The organism is Pseudomonas sp. 8 R 14, from assembly GCF_900005955.1.
GTDB classification, from domain to species: domain Bacteria; phylum Pseudomonadota; class Gammaproteobacteria; order Pseudomonadales; family Pseudomonadaceae; genus Aquipseudomonas; species Aquipseudomonas marginalis.
The window spans coordinates 271,808-287,449 of the sequence record NZ_CVTH01000058.1 but is presented as its reverse complement, the minus strand read 5'-3'; the positions used below and the strand labels follow the sequence as shown (position 1 = coordinate 287,449).

General features: G+C 61.2%; 14 protein-coding genes and 1 pseudogene. 5 read left to right on the top strand and 10 right to left on the bottom strand.

The features are described from left to right. Position 1: 1 nt before the first annotated feature. From BFQ01_RS13730 to BFQ01_RS13720, 3 genes are read right to left on the bottom strand one after another with little or no spacing between them, the layout of a single operon-like run. Positions 2 to 271 (bottom strand): phosphopantetheine-binding protein, encoded by a 270-nt coding sequence (locus tag BFQ01_RS13730; RefSeq protein WP_027604978.1) that lies wholly within the window; start codon positions 269 to 271, stop codon positions 2 to 4. Then, positions 249 to 1,061, bottom strand: coding sequence for a lysophospholipid acyltransferase family protein (locus tag BFQ01_RS13725; RefSeq protein ID WP_027604977.1), 813 nt, complete (start codon positions 1,059 to 1,061; stop codon positions 249 to 251). Before BFQ01_RS13725 ends, BFQ01_RS13730 begins: the two co-directional genes overlap by 23 nt. After that, a complete protein-coding gene (locus BFQ01_RS13720; RefSeq protein ID WP_065925688.1) occupies positions 1,037 to 1,756 on the bottom strand; it encodes a beta-ketoacyl synthase chain length factor in 720 nt (239 codons plus the stop codon). Before BFQ01_RS13720 ends, BFQ01_RS13725 begins: the two co-directional genes overlap by 25 nt. Before the next feature lie 337 nt (positions 1,757 to 2,093). On the opposite strand from BFQ01_RS13720, the gene BFQ01_RS13715 reads away from it, so the two are divergent. Continuing rightward, positions 2,094 to 2,864: a ParA family protein gene (locus BFQ01_RS13715; RefSeq protein ID WP_053139210.1), complete on the top strand. Its 771-nt coding sequence runs from the start codon at positions 2,094 to 2,096 to the stop codon at positions 2,862 to 2,864. Between the two features lie 58 nt (positions 2,865 to 2,922). Here BFQ01_RS13715 and trxC read toward each other — a convergent pair whose 3' ends face one another. Next, positions 2,923 to 3,357: a thioredoxin TrxC gene (gene trxC, locus BFQ01_RS13710; RefSeq protein ID WP_065925687.1), complete on the bottom strand. Its 435-nt coding sequence runs from the start codon at positions 3,355 to 3,357 to the stop codon at positions 2,923 to 2,925. A gap of 235 nt (positions 3,358 to 3,592) precedes the next feature. Here trxC and BFQ01_RS13705 point away from each other — a divergent pair, with 235 nt between their 5' ends. Together BFQ01_RS13705 and BFQ01_RS13700 are read left to right on the top strand one after the other, a co-directional pair. After that, complete coding sequence (locus tag BFQ01_RS13705; RefSeq protein WP_065925686.1) at positions 3,593 to 3,880, top strand: type II toxin-antitoxin system HigB family toxin; 288 nt, start codon at positions 3,593 to 3,595, stop codon at positions 3,878 to 3,880. A gap of 6 nt (positions 3,881 to 3,886) precedes the next feature. Next, positions 3,887 to 4,288 (top strand): helix-turn-helix domain-containing protein, encoded by a 402-nt coding sequence (locus BFQ01_RS13700; protein WP_027604972.1) that lies wholly within the window; start codon positions 3,887 to 3,889, stop codon positions 4,286 to 4,288. A gap of 18 nt (positions 4,289 to 4,306) precedes the next feature. Here BFQ01_RS13700 and selO read toward each other — a convergent pair whose 3' ends face one another. From selO to BFQ01_RS33335, 5 genes and pseudogenes are all read right to left on the bottom strand, one after another. Beyond that, a complete protein-coding gene (gene selO / locus BFQ01_RS13695; RefSeq protein ID WP_065925685.1) occupies positions 4,307 to 5,770 on the bottom strand; it encodes a protein adenylyltransferase SelO in 1,464 nt (487 codons plus the stop codon). A 48-nt stretch (positions 5,771 to 5,818) separates the two neighbouring features. Continuing rightward, positions 5,819 to 9,202 (bottom strand): mechanosensitive channel MscK, encoded by a 3,384-nt coding sequence (mscK, locus tag BFQ01_RS13690; protein ID WP_065925684.1) that lies wholly within the window; start codon positions 9,200 to 9,202, stop codon positions 5,819 to 5,821. Positions 9,203 to 9,254: 52 nt separating this feature from the next. After that, a complete protein-coding gene (locus BFQ01_RS13685; protein ID WP_027604969.1) occupies positions 9,255 to 10,997 on the bottom strand; it encodes a potassium/proton antiporter in 1,743 nt (580 codons plus the stop codon). 335 nt (positions 10,998 to 11,332) lie between these two features. Further along, on the bottom strand, positions 11,333 to 12,196 hold the full coding sequence (locus tag BFQ01_RS33340; RefSeq protein WP_370671258.1) for a methyl-accepting chemotaxis protein: 864 nt from the start codon (positions 12,194 to 12,196) through the stop codon (positions 11,333 to 11,335). Then, a pseudogene (locus tag BFQ01_RS33335) lies at positions 12,188 to 12,943 on the bottom strand (MCP four helix bundle domain-containing protein); the annotation flags it as partial. The gene BFQ01_RS33340 and the pseudogene BFQ01_RS33335, both read right to left, overlap by 9 nt. A 291-nt stretch (positions 12,944 to 13,234) precedes the next feature. Here BFQ01_RS33335 and BFQ01_RS13675 point away from each other — a divergent pair. Together BFQ01_RS13675 and BFQ01_RS13670 are read left to right on the top strand one after the other, a co-directional pair. Continuing rightward, positions 13,235 to 13,465 (top strand): hypothetical protein, encoded by a 231-nt coding sequence (locus BFQ01_RS13675; RefSeq protein ID WP_003187970.1) that lies wholly within the window; start codon positions 13,235 to 13,237, stop codon positions 13,463 to 13,465. Further along, positions 13,462 to 13,752: a cell division protein ZapA gene (locus tag BFQ01_RS13670; protein WP_017526490.1), complete on the top strand. Its 291-nt coding sequence runs from the start codon at positions 13,462 to 13,464 to the stop codon at positions 13,750 to 13,752. Before BFQ01_RS13675 ends, BFQ01_RS13670 begins: the two co-directional genes overlap by 4 nt. Here BFQ01_RS13670 and BFQ01_RS13665 read toward each other — a convergent pair. Continuing rightward, positions 13,749 to 15,551, bottom strand: a complete 1,803-nt coding sequence (locus BFQ01_RS13665) for an acyl-CoA dehydrogenase (RefSeq protein WP_065925682.1) — start codon at positions 15,549 to 15,551, stop codon at positions 13,749 to 13,751. The two genes, BFQ01_RS13670 and BFQ01_RS13665, sit on opposite strands and share 4 nt — an antisense overlap. Positions 15,552 to 15,642 lie beyond the last annotated feature (91 nt).

Below are 15,642 nucleotides of genomic sequence, written 5' to 3'. Positions count from 1 at the left end.
CTCAAGCTGCCTGTCTGGCCGTGACGAACGCCGCAAGGCTGGCCACGTTGGTGAAGTGATTGCGGGTGTCCTTGGCGTCGGCATCGATCTTGATGCCGTACGTTTTCTGGATCGCCAGGCCCAATTCCAGGGCGTCTACCGAATCCAGGCCCAGGCCTTCGCCGAACAGGGTTTGGTCGCTGCCGATGTCGTCGGCGCTGATGTCTTCCAGGCCCAGGGCCTCGATGATCAACAGCTTTATGTCGTGCTCAAGGCGGTGTTGGTCGCTCATCTTCGGCGAGCTCCTTAATGAAATAGTGGTGCAGGTAATCGTTGAGCTTGCGTGAGGCCTGGGGCGCGGGCCCCAGTGTTGCGAACGCCTGTGGTTCTATATCGGCCCCCACGCGCAAACTGAAGTGAAAACGGCATTTAGGGATGCGATACCAGGGTTCGGCCTTGGTCAGGGTGGTGGGGCTGACCTTGATCACTACCGGGGTGATGATTGTCGCACCGCGCAGGGCAATGGCGGCGGCCCCGCGATGAAAGGCGGGCGCCACGCCGGGTGTGGTGCGGGTGCCTTCGGGAAAGATGATCAGCGTCTGGCCGTTGCGCAGGGCGTCAGCGGCGGCGTCGAGCATGTCTGCACTGCCGTCGTTGCTTATATAACCCGCGTCGCGCACCGGGCCACGGGTGAACGGGTTTTGAAACAGGCTCTGCTTGATCACGCAATTGGTCTGGCGCATCAGGCCGATCAGGAACACCACGTCGATCAACGACGGATGGTTGGCGATGATCATCTGGCCTGGCTGGCCGAGCCGTTCGGCGCCTTCGACGCTGTAGGTCAGCACGCCGGCGCGCTGCATCAGGCGGATAAAGAACCAGAACAGCTTGCTGATGGTATGGCGGGCGCGGCGCTGGTGCCTTTCTACGTTGCCCGGCAGGCAGCTGAGCAGGGGAAAGACCAGCAAGCGCAGGCACAACCCGCCGACGCCGAACACGAAGAAGCTCGCGGCAGTGGCGAACAGGCGCCAGTAGTAGGCATCCCGTGGCTTATCGTTCACGACTTGCGTTGCCAGTTCCATACACGGTTCTTCCAGGCATGTTGGCAGGCGCCCTGTTCGGTAAGCAGGGTGCGCAGCAGGTTCAGGGCGTGGGGCCACTGGGTTTGAGTGGGTTGGACAGTGCCGGCGCTGAGTTCCAGTTGCCACTCGTCGCCTGGTGTCAGCAGCAGGCCGAGGGCGTAGGGAAACGGCACGTCAACGATCCAACTGGCGTAGGCCTCGGGCGGCTGTTCTTCGGTGATGACCAGCAATACCGCCGGAGCGCCTTCGTTGAGCAGGGCCGCGGCTTCGAGCATGCCGTGCTCCAGGCCATCGCCGGCGGCGGCGAGGGCTGTCATTTCGCTGGTTTCATTGCGCAGGATCGACCACAGGCCAATCACCGCGTTGTGCACCGACAGGCTGAATTGGGTCGGCGACAGCGGCTGGTCGTTGGCCAGGTCGCTGAGGATGTCGAGGGTGCGCGGGGTTTCGCCATGCCGGGAAATAAACACCAGCGGCAAGTCTTGCAGGCCGTCGGCCAGCGGCCAGCCTACGCTGAACGCCATGCGCGCCAGGCGGCTCAGGCGGCGGCGCTGCATGGCCGGCAGGAACGACACGTCGGGCGAGGCAGCGCTGGCAGGCAGCAACACCGGGGCCTGGCACCAGGCGTGCCAGTCGTCCGCGCTTTCCAAGCCGGGGGCCCAGGCGCGCCATTGGGCGATGTTGAAGTTGATCACTGAGAAGTTATCCCGCCCCTGCGGGCTTCCATGTGCGGCTTTTGGCCCCGAATACCGGGACAAGGAGCAATCGCCGAGTGGCGCGCATTATCCCGGTGCTGCGGGGTTCTAGCAAACTTTGGTAAAGAATTGTGCAAGGCCGATTACAAATAAGACGGGAAGGTTTACAGATTGTCCTTCAATGAGGGGTAACTTGGATCGTCGGACACTTCCTTTTCATTTGTACGTGACCTATGACAGACCCGATGCAATGCAGCAATGCATCGATGAACGAGGTAGCTAACAGGCGCTTTTGCCCTCTACACTCGGACATTCATTGATACACGGAGGTTTTTCCATGCGGCGCGTGGTGTTCAATCAAAAAGGCGGTGTTGGCAAGTCGAGCATCGCCTGCAACCTGGCGGCGGTCAGCGCCAGCGAAGGCTATCGAACCCTGTTGGTGGACCTCGATGCACAGGCCAATTCAACCCAATACCTGACCGGGCTGACTGGCGACGACATCCCCATGGGGATAGCGGACTTTTTCAAGCAAACCCTGTCTTCCGGGCCGTTTTCGAAGAAGAACAAGGTCGATATCTACGAAACCCCCTTCGATAATCTGCACGTCATCACCGCCACCGCCGAACTCGCGGACCTGCAGCCCAAGCTTGAGGCCAAGCACAAGATCAACAAGCTGCGAAAGCTGCTCGATGAACTGAGCGAAGATTACGACCGGATCTACCTGGATACCCCGCCAGCACTGAACTTTTATGCGGTTTCGGCGCTGATTGCCGCTGATCGTGTGCTGATCCCCTTCGATTGCGACAGCTTCTCGCGCCAGGCTCTGTACGGGCTACTGGCTGAAATCGAAGAATTGAAGGAAGACCACAACGAAGGCCTGGAAGTGGAAGGCATCGTGGTCAACCAGTTCCAAGCGCGGGCGAGCCTGCCGCAGCAGATGCTCGATGAGTTGATTGCCGAGGGCTTACCGGTGCTGCCGGTGTACCTGGCCAGCTCGGTGCGCATGCGCGAGTCGCACCAGGAGAACAAGCCGCTGATCCACCTGGATCCACGGCACAAGCTCACTCTGCAATTTGTGGAGCTGCATAACCTGCTGGAAAATGCCTGACCTGTGGGAGCGGGCTTGCCCCCTCCCACATTTGAATTGCATTGTCCTCAAGGTCCGGTTACACCCCCTGGCTACGCAACCAGCTCATCAGTTGCGGCAACGGAAACGCCCCACTCTGGCGCGCCACTTCGCGGCCGTTCTTGAACAGAATCAGACTGGGGATCGAACGAATCCCCAACTGCGCCGACAGCTGCTGATTGGCCTCGCTGTCCAGCTTGGCCAGCCTGCACTTGCCTTCCAGCTGCCCGGCCGCCTGTTCAAACACCGGCGCGAACGACTTGCATGGCCCACACCAGTCGGCCCACACGTCCACCAGCAGCGGCAGGTCGCCCTTGATCTGGCTGGCGTAATCGCCTTGCTTCAGCTCGAAAGGCTTGCTCAGTAGAACCGGTTGCTTGCAGCGCCCGCACTTGGGCGTATCTCCCAGCCGCTCTCCGGGGATGCGGTTGAGGCCGTTGCAATGGGGGCAGGGGATAACGAGAGGGTCGGACATGGTGGGCTCCGTGGATGTGGCCAATGCATCCTATCTGGAGTCGGGTATCAGCTTTATCAAGCTCGGGGGCGACGACGCATGTGCTAACAGATTCGCGAATGTCGATTGACGCATGCCTATCTAGGCTGGAAGTGCTTGTTCGAAATAGCACCGCCGGTCCGTTCGACGCCATAGCAAATTGCGATAGTCGGCGTTCGGGTTTAACCTTCATAGCAATATGCGATAGGGATGTTGCATGCGCGTAATCAGTGCGAAACAAATCCGAAATGCCAAGTTGAAGTGGCCTCATTCAGCCAGTGCTTTGGATGAGTGGTATCGGAAAGCCAAAGTCCTCAATCCTGAGGACTTCGCGGCGTTGAAATCGATTTTTCCTACCGTGGATAAAGTGGGGGCGTTACACGTCTTCAACATCGGTGGTAACAAGCTACGACTCATTGCGATTGTGCGCTACCGAATGCAGCGGCTCTATATTCGACATGTGCTGGACCATCGGGAATACGACAAGGGTAAATGGAAGGAGTGACTGAAAATGAGTGTGCTGATTGAGCAGGTGGCCGAGCATTGGCAATTCGTATCACCGCTGCTGCGCAAGCCCAAAACCGAGGCTGACTACGATGTGCTGGTGGAGGCGCTCGACGAATTACTGGATATCGTAGGGGACGACGAAGCCCATCCGTTGATGGGCGTGGTCGATATCATCGGTGACTGGGTCGAGGCTTATGACCTGGAGCATTGGCCAATGCCTGAAGCGAGCGGTGTCGACGTATTGCGATCAATGATGCAGGAGCATGGCCTGACTCAGAGTGATTTGCCGGGTGTGGGTGCTCAATCGGTGGTCTCGGAAATCCTCAGTGGAAAACGCCAGCTGAACGTGCGACAGATTCGTTGGCTGGCGGATTTTTTCAAGGTGCCGGTCGACCTGTTCATCTAATCGCGAGCATGGCGTGTATCACGACGAACAACTGATCTCCAAATGCTTGCCCCAATCCGGCGGTCGCTGCGCGTACTGTTCCATCCCCGCCTGCTCCTCGAACGGCTTGCTCAGTACCTCATGCAACCGCCGCACTTCGCTGTAATCGCCTGATTCGGCGGCAGCGATAGCGTTCTGTGCGAGGTAGTTACGCAGGATGTACAGCGGGTTCACTGCGTGCATCCGCCCACGGCGCTGTTCTTCGGTGTCATCTCCATCCCGCGCAACACGGGCGGTGTACAGCTCGGCCCAGGCATCAAACCCGGCCAGGTCGACAAAATCATCGCGTAGCTTCGCCACCGCCAGCGCCGCCGATTCATCCCCCAGGCGCCGGAAGAACAGCGTGTAATCCACGCCGCTGTTCTGCATCAGCTTCAACAAGCGCTCCACCAGCTTCTGGTCGTCGTCTTCGGCCGTGGTCAGCCCCAAACGGCGACGCATCAAATCCAGGTAGTGAGCCTGGTACAGCGGCAGGTACAGGCCAAGGGCTTCTTTCAAGGCATCGACGCTGATAAACGGCGTGAGCGCCTGGGCCAGCGCGCTGAGATTCCACTGGCCGATGGGCACCTGGTTGCTGAAGGAGTAACGTCCTTCATGGTCCGAATGGTTGCAGATGAAGTGCGCATCAAAGTCATCCAGAAACGCAAACGGCCCGAAGTCGAAGGTAATGCCGAGGATCGACATGTTGTCGGTGTTCATCACCCCGTGGCAGAAGCCATAGGCCTGCCATTTGGCGATCATCTCGGCATTGCGTTCGACGATTTCGCGGAACATAGCGAGGTAAGGTTCAGGCTGTTCCTTGCACTCGGGGTAGTGCAGTGAAAGCACGTGCTCGGCCAGTTCCGCCTGCTGCTCTGGTTTCTTGGTGTAGTAGAAATATTCGAAATGCCCGAAGCGGATATGGCTCGGCGCCAGGCGCAGCACCATCGCCCCACGTTCCTGCTTCTCACGCCAGACCGGGGTGCTGGAGCCGATCACGCATAACGCGCGGCTGCTGGGGATGCCCAGTGCATGCAGCGCTTCGGAGGCCAGGAACTCCCGAATCGACGAGCGCAGCACCGCGCGGCCATCGCCCATGCGCGAGTAGGGCGTCATCCCGGCACCCTTGAGGTGCAGGTCCCAATGTTCGCCGGCCTCGTTGTACACCTCGCCGAGCAGCAACCCGCGGCCATCGCCCAACTGCGGGGTGTAGCCGCCGAACTGGTGCCCGGAGTAGACCATCGCCCGCGGCTCGGCCTCGGCCCACAACTTGTGGCCGCTGAACAGCTCGGCAAACACCGGTGTTTCGGCCACTGTCGGGTCGAGGTCGAGCAGGGCCATGGCGGCATTGCTTGCCACCACCAGGCGCGGTTCGTCGAGGGGCTCGGGCAATATGTGGGTTGAGAACGCGTCGCCCAGGCGTGCGAAGCGGTTGTCGAAGGTCAGTTCGTCGAGGGCTTTCACCGGCCATCTCCAGCAGAATGTCCGAGCATTCTGCTGGGGATAGGGCGTTTAGTCGAGTTTGCTGGGCGGTGGCTCGGGTGCATCCGCCACTTTGCCGTCCGGCGGCTCCGGCACATCTTGCGCGTCGGCCGGTCCGACGATGGTTCTCTTCTCGTCTTCCACCGGCACCAGCTTGTACTCCTGGCCGTGGAGGTTTTTCAGGTACACCTCCATCTGCCGGAACGAGATGTTGATGTGGTGGTTCTTGAACTCGCGGTTGATAAAGCGGTTCACTTCGTCGATCACCGGGTTGCGGTCGCCGAGGTCGCGCACGTGCATGCGCAGTTCGTGGTCGAGGGTGCTTTCGCCGAAGTTGAGGAAGTACACATGGGGTTCCGGTTCCTTCAACACCCTTGGGTTTTCTCGCGCAGCCTTGAGCAACAATTCCTTCACCAGGTCCAGGTCGGAGCCGTAGTCAACGCCCAGCTTGAGGGTCACACGGGTGATGGTGTCGGTCAGCGACCAGTTGATCAGTTGCCCGGTAATGAACGTCTTGTTCGGGACAATGATGTCCTTGCGGTCGAAGTCGGTGATGGTGGTGGCGCGGATGCGGATCTTGCTCACCGTGCCCGACAGGTTGCCGATGGTGATGGTGTCGCCGATGCGCACCGGGCGCTCGAACAGGATCATGATGCCGGAGATAAAGTTGGCGAAGATCTCCTGCATGCCGAAGCCCAACCCCACCGACAGCGCGGCCACCAGCCATTGCAACTTGTCCCAGCTCACGCCGAGGGTGGACAGGGTCGAGACAAAGCCCACGCCGGCAATGATGTAGGACAGCAAGGTGGTCGTGGCGTAGGCACTGCCCTGGGCCAGGTCCAGCTTGGACAGCACCAGCACTTCCAGCAGGCCGGGCAGGTTGCGCGCCAGGGCGAAGGTGATGCCGATGATGATCAGCGCGCCGAGCAGGTCGCCGATGCTGATCGGCACCATGCTGATATTGGCACCGGTGCCGCTGGTGTATTCGTACAGGGTGACGTTGTCCAGGTAGGAAAATACCGAGATCAGGTCCGACCATACCCAGTACAGCGCCGCGATAAAGCCGCCGAGCAGCGCCAGGCGGATGAGGCGCATCGATTGTTCGTTGACCTGTTCGATATCCAGGGTCGGCTCTTCGATCACCGCTTCGCCTTCGCCGGCTTCCTTGGCGGCCTGGCGTTTGGCCAGGGCGCGGGAATAGGCCAGGCGTCGGGCGGCAACGCCCAGGCCGCGGACGAAGGTGGCTTCGATGACCAGCCAGAACATCAGCAGGTACAGGGTGTTGATCAGCCGGTCGCTGAGCTTGAGTGCGGTGTAGTAGTAGCCAAAGCACACGGCAATGAACAGCGCGACAGGCAGGGCGGTAAACAGCAGGCCCACGGCTTTGCGGAACAGCGAGGCTTTTTCGTGGGTCGGGCTGTGCAGCAGCAGGCGTCCCAGCAGCCAGGCCATCAGGGCGTAGCAGGTCAGGACCACACCAATGCCCAGCACGTCGTCGGCCAGCGCCGCCGGTTGATGCTCGGCAATCGCCACCACGGCCACCAGGGCCAGCACCACCAGCCCGAGCTTGCGTACCCAGCCCTGGAGGAATTCGACCTGGGGCTTTTCCCAGCGGAAGTGCAACTCGGCCACGCCGCCCGGCGCCAGGATGCGGTAGGCGGTGTAGAACACCAGCCATGCCTGGGCGATCTGCAACAGCGCTGCACCCAGGTTGGCGTTCTGCCCACGTGCGTCGATCTGCAGCGCGTAGCCGCACAGCGCCAGGCCCAGTGCTACCGGCATCGCCAACAGGATATTTACCAGGATCGCCTGGGGCGTGTGCCATTGGCTGTCGCGTTTGAAGTGGCCGATGTCCAGGTGGACTCTTTTCAGGCGCGCGTACAACGCGTTGCGGCGCCACAACAGGGCACCGATCAACAGCAGCAACGGCAAAAACAGCAGCGGACGCTGGGTCAGGCCGTCGTACAGCTCGCTGACGCTGGAGGCCCATGGCAGGGTGGTGACCTGCTTGCTCAGGTGCGCCGGCACGGTTTCCAGCCACTCGGTGTCCAGCGGCTTGTTGCTGGGGATCCAGAACATCTGTTCATCGAGCGTCGCGCGCAGGGTGGTGGCGGTGCTGAGCAGTTGTTTCTGGTTCAGTTGCAGGGTGATGGATTCGTTGAGCAGCGCGCTCAGCTCGCGGCTCAGGCGCTCCAGCAAGTCGCTGCGGGTGATCGCCAGTTCCAGCAGGGTGCGCCGCAGTTGCGGGGTGACGTCGGCCGGCGGCTGGTTGGCCAGCAGGTTATCCACATAGGTGCTGGGGGAGCTGATCAGCTCGCGCTGTTGGTTGACCTCGAACTGGTACAGGCGAATGTTGGCGATATCGTCCGCCAGGTCGCGGTCCACCGTCAGGCGGGGCAACGCTTGTTTCTGCTTATACAGAATCTTCGAGAGGAGCAGGCTGCCCTTGAGCACATTGATCTGCTCGTCCAGGGCCGAATCGCTCTGGGTCACGGTGTCCAGCTGTTGCTTGGTCTGCAGGTTCTTCTGGGTCAGGTCGTTGAGGCGGTCGGTACTCTTGAGCAGGTAGTCGGACAGCTTCAGGTTGGCCGCGCTTTCTGTGGCCAGCAGGCTGCTGCCGCCGGCCTTTTGCGCTTCGATGGACTGTTGGGTGACGGTCTGCTGGGACTGGGCCAGGCGTTTCTGGTTGATCAGGGTTTGCAGGTCCTGGATCTCTTGTTCCAGGCGCGCGGTTTTTTCCTGGATCAAGTCGTGCTGGCTGTTGCCCAGGTCCTGCAGCTGGCTATTGCCGGCCAGTTCCTGGCGACGCAGGGGGATCAGGGCATTCAGGGAGGCCAGTTCGGCATTCAGTTGGTTGCGCTGGTCGCTGCTGAGGGCTTTGCCATTGTCCTTGCCGGCCTTGAGGGTGGCATTGATCTGCTGGATGCGCGTCTGGCTGCTGCTGATTTCGGTCTGGGCGCGCTCGGGACGGGTCTGGGCGGCGATGGTCAGGCTGTTGGCGTCGGCCAGTTCCTTTTGCAGGTCGCCTTGCTGGGTGCTGCGCTGCACCAGCAATTGCTCAAGCTGCGGCACCGGCAGGGTGGCGTAGCGTTGGGCTACCGGAATGACCTTGGTGGCCTTGAGCCGGGTCAGTTCGCGCTGGTTCTCGCTGGTCTGGCGCGGCGCGTCTTCCAGCTGGCGCTTGAGGTCGACCAGGCGCTGCTCGTAATCCTGCTTGTTGTCCAGGTAGGTCAGGGTCTGTTGCAGGATCGACTGCAGCGCCTTCATGTCGGCGTCGGGCAGTTTGCGATCAGGCAGCTTGTCCAGGGTTTGCTGGATGGCGTCGGCGCTGGGCGGGTCGGCGGCGTAGACGCTGCCGACACAAAGGGTCAGGCCCAGCAGGGCAGTGGCGAGAAAAGTGCGCAGGGTTGGCATAGAGACCGATCGAGCAAGGTGAAGAATCGGGGGCGTGCTGTCGCCCCGCAGTTTAGAGGAAGAGTCCGGGGCCCGGGCGACTTCCTTCGGGGAATCTGACGCCGACTTTGCCAATCTTGTTCCCGTCCATGACCGCGACGGTCCAGATGGTGTTGTTCCACTCCACCTGGTCGCCCACTACCGGCGCGCCGCCGACTTTCTGGGTGATGAAGCGGCTCAGCGGCATGTCCGGGTCGATCCCTTCGAGCTTGAGGCCATACAGCGCTGAAACCGCGCCCAGCTGGGCGTCGCCTTCGAGGACGAAGTCGCCGAAGAAGCGCAAATCGAGGCCGCGTTGCGGTGCCTGGCTGAACAGTTTGCCCAGGGCCGGCAGGTTGTGTTCATGGCCGATCACACAGAGCAGATCGCCGACTTCCAGCACCGTACTACCCGACGGATGGAGCAGTTGCTGGCCACGGAACAGGGCCGCGATGCGCGTGCCTTCGGGCATTTTCAGCTCGCGCAGGGCCGCGCCGATGCACCATTTTTCTGCGCCCAGGCGGTAGACGAACAGCTCCCACTCGCTGGTGACGTGCACTTCCAGGGCTGCGCGGGAGATCGGCGCCGGGTCCGGCGGAACGGTCACTTTGAGCAGCTTGGCCACCCACGGCAGGCTGGTGCCCTGTACCAGCAGCGACACCAGCACGATAAAGAACGCCAGGTTGAAGTACAGCTGCGCATGGGGCAGGCCGGCCATCAACGGGAACACCGCCAGGATGATCGGCACCGCGCCGCGCAGGCCGACCCAGGCGATAAAAGCCTTTTCACGGCCATGGAAGGCTTTGAACGGCAGCAGGCCGACCATCACCGACAGCGGCCGCGCAAACAGGATCATCCACAGCGCCAGGCCCAGGGCCGGCAGGGCAATCGGCAGCAAATCATGGGGCGTGACCAGCAGGCCCAGCACCAGGAACATACCGATCTGCGCGAGCCAGGCCATGCCGTCGAGCATATGCAAAATGCCATGGCGGCTACGCACCGGGCGATTGCCGATCACCAGGCCGCACAGGTACACGGCGAGGAAGCCGCTGCCATGGAAGGCGTTGGTCAGGGCGAACACGAACAGGCCGCCGGCGATCACCAGGATCGGGTACAGGCCGGTGGCCAGGTTGATGCGGTTGACCATTTGCAGCATCAGCCAGCCGCCGCCGAGGCCGACGATGCCACCGATGCCGAACTCGCGCACCAGGTGGGTCAGCAGGCTCCAGTGCAGGCCGGTCTGGCCGCTGGCGAGCATGTCGATCAGGGTGACGGTGAGGAACACCGCCATCGGGTCGTTACTGCCGGATTCGATCTCGAGGCTGGCGGTCACCCGTTCGTTCAGGCCCTTGCCGCCCAGCAGCGAGAACACCGCTGCGGCGTCGGTCGAGCCGACAATCGCACCGATCAGCAGGCCCTGGATAATATTCAGGTCAAACAGCCAGGCCGCCGCCATGCCGGTGAGGCCGGTGGTAATCAACACCCCCACCGTGGCCAGGGACAATGCCGGCCAGAGTGCCACGCGGAAACTCGCCACCCGTGTACGCAAGCCGCCGTCGAGCAGGATCACTGCCAGCGCGAGGTTGCCCACCAGGTAGGCAGTCGGGTAATTGTCGAAAATGATGCCGCCGCCATCGACGCCGGCCACCATGCCCACGGCCAGGATGATCACCAGGATCGGGATACCCAGGCGCGAGGAAAGAGAACTCACCAGAATGCTCGCACTCACCAGCAACGCGCCGATCAAGAACAGGCTGTTGATGGTCGTCGCATTCAAAGGCAGTACTCCATGGGCAAATAAGACGGGACGCAAACTGACCATGCAGTCTGCGTGCCAGGGATTCTAACCTGTTGAATTGCGGTGCTGTCAAAAAGCTTTTTCTGATTCACGCATAACTAAATTTGGGAGGGGCAAGCCCTAATGCCGTTCAGTTAAGCGAAAGTGATTCACTGTAGGAGCGAGCTTGCTCGCGAAGAACTCAGGGCCACCGCGCTTATCGAGAATGAACGCGTTGCCTGGGCGTTTTTCGCGAGCAAGCTCGCTCCTACAAAAAGCCTTAACTGACCGGCATTAGGGCAAGCCCCCTCCCACATTTTAGCCAGTGCAGGGCGTTAGAGGCGGAAGCGGCCTACCATCCCGTTCAGGTCTACCGCCAGGCGTGACAATTCGCTGCTCGCGGCGCTGGTCTGGCTGGCGCCCGTAGCGGATTGCACCGACAGATCACGAATGTTCACCAGGTTGCGGTCCACTTCCCGCGCCACCTGCGCCTGTTCTTCCGCAGCGCTGGCGATCACCAGGTTGCGCTCGTTGATCTCGACAATCGCCGTGTTGATGGTGTCCAGCGACATCCCTGCGCCTTTGGCGATGTTCAGCGTCGACTCCGCCCGCTCGGTGCTGTTGCGCATCGAGTCCACCGCGTGCTCGGTACCGGCCTGGATACTGCCGATCATCCGCTCGATCTCGCTGGTGGACTGCTGGGTACGATGGGCCAGGGCCCGCACTTCATCGGCGACCACCGCGAACCCGCGACCGGCTTCACCGGCGCGCGCGGCTTCAATCGCCGCGTTCAGGGCCAGCAAATTGGTCTGGTCGGCCAGGCCGCGAATCACGTCCAGCACTTTGCCGATATCGCGCGACTCATTGGCCAGTTCGCCGATCAGGGTGGCGGTTGCTTGCACATCGCCGCTCATGCGCTCGATGGCGCTGACGGTTTCCTGCACCAGGTCGCGGCCGTCGCCAGCAGACGTGGTGGCGTTGCGCGAGGCTTCCGAGGTGCTCACCGCATTGCGTGCGACTTCTTCAACGGCGCTGGTCATCTCGTTGACGGCGGTGGCGGCTTGCTCGATTTCGTTGTTTTGCCGGGTCAGGCCACGGGCACTTTCGTCGGTGACGGCGTTCAGTTCCTCGGCGGCGGAAGCCAGTTGGGTGGCGGAGCCGGCGATGCGTTGCAGGGTGTCGCGCAGTTTGTCCTGCATCTTGGCCATGGCGGCGAGCAGGCGCCCGGCCTCATCGTTGCCGTCGACTTTGATCGGCCGTGTCAGGTTGCCTTCGGCGACTTCTTCCGCCGCTTCCAGTGCCTGTGAAATCGGCAGGGTGATGCTGCGGGTCAGCAGCCAGGCAAACAGCAGGGTCAGCAGCGTGGCGATCACCAGCAGGCCCACGACCAGGTTGAAGGCCGTGTTGTATTGGTCTTCGGCCTCCTGATTGGTGGCCAGGGCCATCTTGTTATTGAGGTCCAGCAGGCGCGTCAGCACGGCGTTGACCTGCTCGGAGTTGCTCAGCAATTCGGTGTTAAGCAGGCTGCGCAGCTCATCCATCTGGTTGGCCCGTGACAGGCTCTTCATGCGCTCTTCAATCTGATGGTACTGGCCCAGCAGGCTTACATATTCGTTGTAGGTGCTACGTTCTTCGCTGCTTTCAATCAGTTTCTCGTAGACGCCCTGGGCGGTGCGGATCTGCTGGTTGCGCAGTTCGAAGGCTTCCAGGGTCTTTTGCTGCACATCCGGCTCGCGGTTGGTCAGCAAGCGGTAAGACAGCACGCGCAGGCGCAGGGTCAGTTGGGTGAACTCGTCCAGGGCGCGGATGCTTGGCACGCTGGACAAGGTAATGTCTTCAGTGGCGCCACGGATCTTGCTCATCTGGTTCAGGGCGAACACGCCTAGAAACAACATCAACGCGCCAATAAGCGCGAAGCCGAGGAAGGCCCTCGGAGCGATATTCATATTACGAAGCGACATGCGGAAATCCTGGGAGAGGCGCAATCCGTGCGGTCATGAGACGGGGTGTGCCTCTCTATCGGGCATACGACTAAAGTCTAAAGGGGGCTGTGCGTTTTTGTCGCATCTGACGAGGGGTTGCGCGGATTCAGGAACCAGATGGGGGAAATGCAGTCACTAAGGCTCGAAAGCGTGGCCCGGCCCTTAAAAAACGGGCTGCGCGCCAGGGATAACCCTGGCATCCGAGGTGAATTTTCTTTATCGTCACCGCCCTTTGAAAAAGCCCGAGAAATCAAAATGTTAGAAGCATCCCTCAGCCAACTGGAACAACTGGTCAGCGACCTGGTACAGCAGAATCAGGAGCTACTGGGCAGCAACGAATCCCTCAAGGCCGAACTGGCTCGCGCCAAGGATGAGAACGACAGCCTGCAACTGAACCTGATGGAGCAGGAAGAAAAGCACGGCGCCACCGCAGCACGTATCCAGGCGCTGGTTGAGCGCGTGAGCGCAGGCCCTGTCAGCGCATGAATGAAGGGATAAAGGTCGTTTCGATTCTCGGAGAGGATTACTCGATCAAGGCCCCGGCGGGGGAAGATAAAACCCTGATGCACGCCGTGACCATGCTCAAGGCCTCCCTGGCCACCACCAAGAAAAAGTACCCGACCCTGATCGGTGACAAGCTACTGGTGCTGGCGGCGCTGAACCTGTGCGCCGAGCAGATCGAAATGCAGCAGGCTCACCAGCAGGAACTCGACCGTTACCAAGAGCAAGTCAGCGCCACGGTCGAGGTGATTTCCAAGGCGATCCAGCCCTAGAACCACTCATCCTGCATGCCCAGGCACGTATCATCCCGTGCCTCCAGAATCACCAGTTCATGATGGCAGCCCGGAATCTCCCAAGTCAGGAAGTACCGGGCGGCCTGGAGCTTGCCTTGATAGAAGGCGACATCGGCCACATTGCCCTTGGCCAGCCCTTCTTCGGCGCGAATCGCCTGTTCCAGCCAGCGCCAGCCAATCACCGTATGCCCGAATACCTTCAGGTACAGCGCCGAGTTCGCCAGGCTGCTGTTGACCTTGCCCTGGGCGAGATCCGTCAGCAGGCCGATGGTCACGCTTTGCAGGCGGCTGACCAGGTGCTCCAACGGCTCTCTCAATGCCGTCAGGCCTGGATATTCCTGTGCCCGCGCGCCCGTGTCGGCGATCAGCCGGATCAGTTGCTTCAGGCCCGCGCCGCCGTTCTGCGCCAGCTTGCGCCCCAGCAGGTCCAGGGACTGGATGCCATGGGTGCCCTCGTGGATCGGGTTCAGGCGGTTGTCGCGGTAATACTGCTCCACCGGGTATTCGCGGGTATAACCATGGCCGCCGAGGATCTGGATCGCCAGTTCGTTGGCCTTGAGGCAGAACTCCGAGGGCCAGGATTTGACGATGGGGGTGAGCAGGTCCAGCAGTTCATGGGCCTGTTTGCGTTCGGCCTCGGTCTCCAGTGTGGTGGTGTCATCGAACAGCCGCGCGGCGTACAGGCCCAGGTCAAAGGCACCTTCGACGTAGGCTTTTTGCGTCAGCAGCATGCGCTTGATATCGGCGTGCTGGATGATCGAGACCGGCGCGGTGCCTGGGTCCTTGCTGTCGGGCAAGCGGCCTTGCGGGCGTTCGCGGGCGTATTCCAGCGAATAGAGATAACCGGCGTAACCGAGCATCACCGCGCCCATGCCGACACCGATGCGCGCCTCGTTCATCATCTGGAACATGCAGCTCAGGCCTTGGTGCGGTTTACCCACCAGATAGCCGACGCAGTTGCCGTTATCGCCGAAATTCAGTGCCGTGGACGTGGTGCCACGCCAGCCCATCTTATGAAACAGCCCGGCCAGCAGCACGTCGTTGCGCGCGCCGAGGCTGCCGTCGTCGTTGACCAGGAATTTGGGCACGATAAACAGCGAAATGCCCTTCACCCCGGCGGGCGCGTCCGGCAGCTTGGCCAGCACCATGTGCACGATGTTTTCCGACAGCGGGTGGTCGCCGCCGGAGATGAAGATCTTGTTGCCTTTGAGGCGATAGCTGCCGTCAGCCGCGGGCTCGGCGCGGGTACGAATATCCGACAGCGATGAGCCGGCGTGGGGCTCGGTCAGGGCCATGGTGCCGAAGAAACGGCCTTCGATCATTGGTTGCAGGAAGCGCTGTTTTTGCTCCTCGGTGCCGAAGCTTTCGATCAGGTTGGCGGCGCCCATGGTCAGGAACGGGTAGGACGTCGAGGCCGCGTTGGCGGATTGGAAGTGAGCGAAGCAGGCCTGGGACAGCAGGGTCGGCAACTGCATGCCACCGGCTTCGAAGCTGCGGGCCGCATTGAGGAAACCGGCTTCAAGGAACGCATCCACCGCCGGTTTCACTTCCGGAATCAGAATCGCCTTGCCGTCCTCAAAACGCGGTTCGTTCTCGTCGTTCTTGCGGTTGTGTGGTGCGAAGTACTTCTCGGCAATGTTGCGGGCCGTGCTGATGGCCGCATCGAAGGTTTCGCGGTTGTGCTCGGCAAACCGCTCGCGCTGGGTCAGGCCCTCGGCATCGAGGACTTCGTACAGCTCGAAAGCCAGATTGCGGGAACTGAGCAGCGTCTCGGACATGGCGGATTACCTTTGGGGAATTGGCCTGAGTCTAAGTGCGCGAATAAAGACTGGATAGCAAGATTGATCTGGGTGATGAAGAGGCAGAACG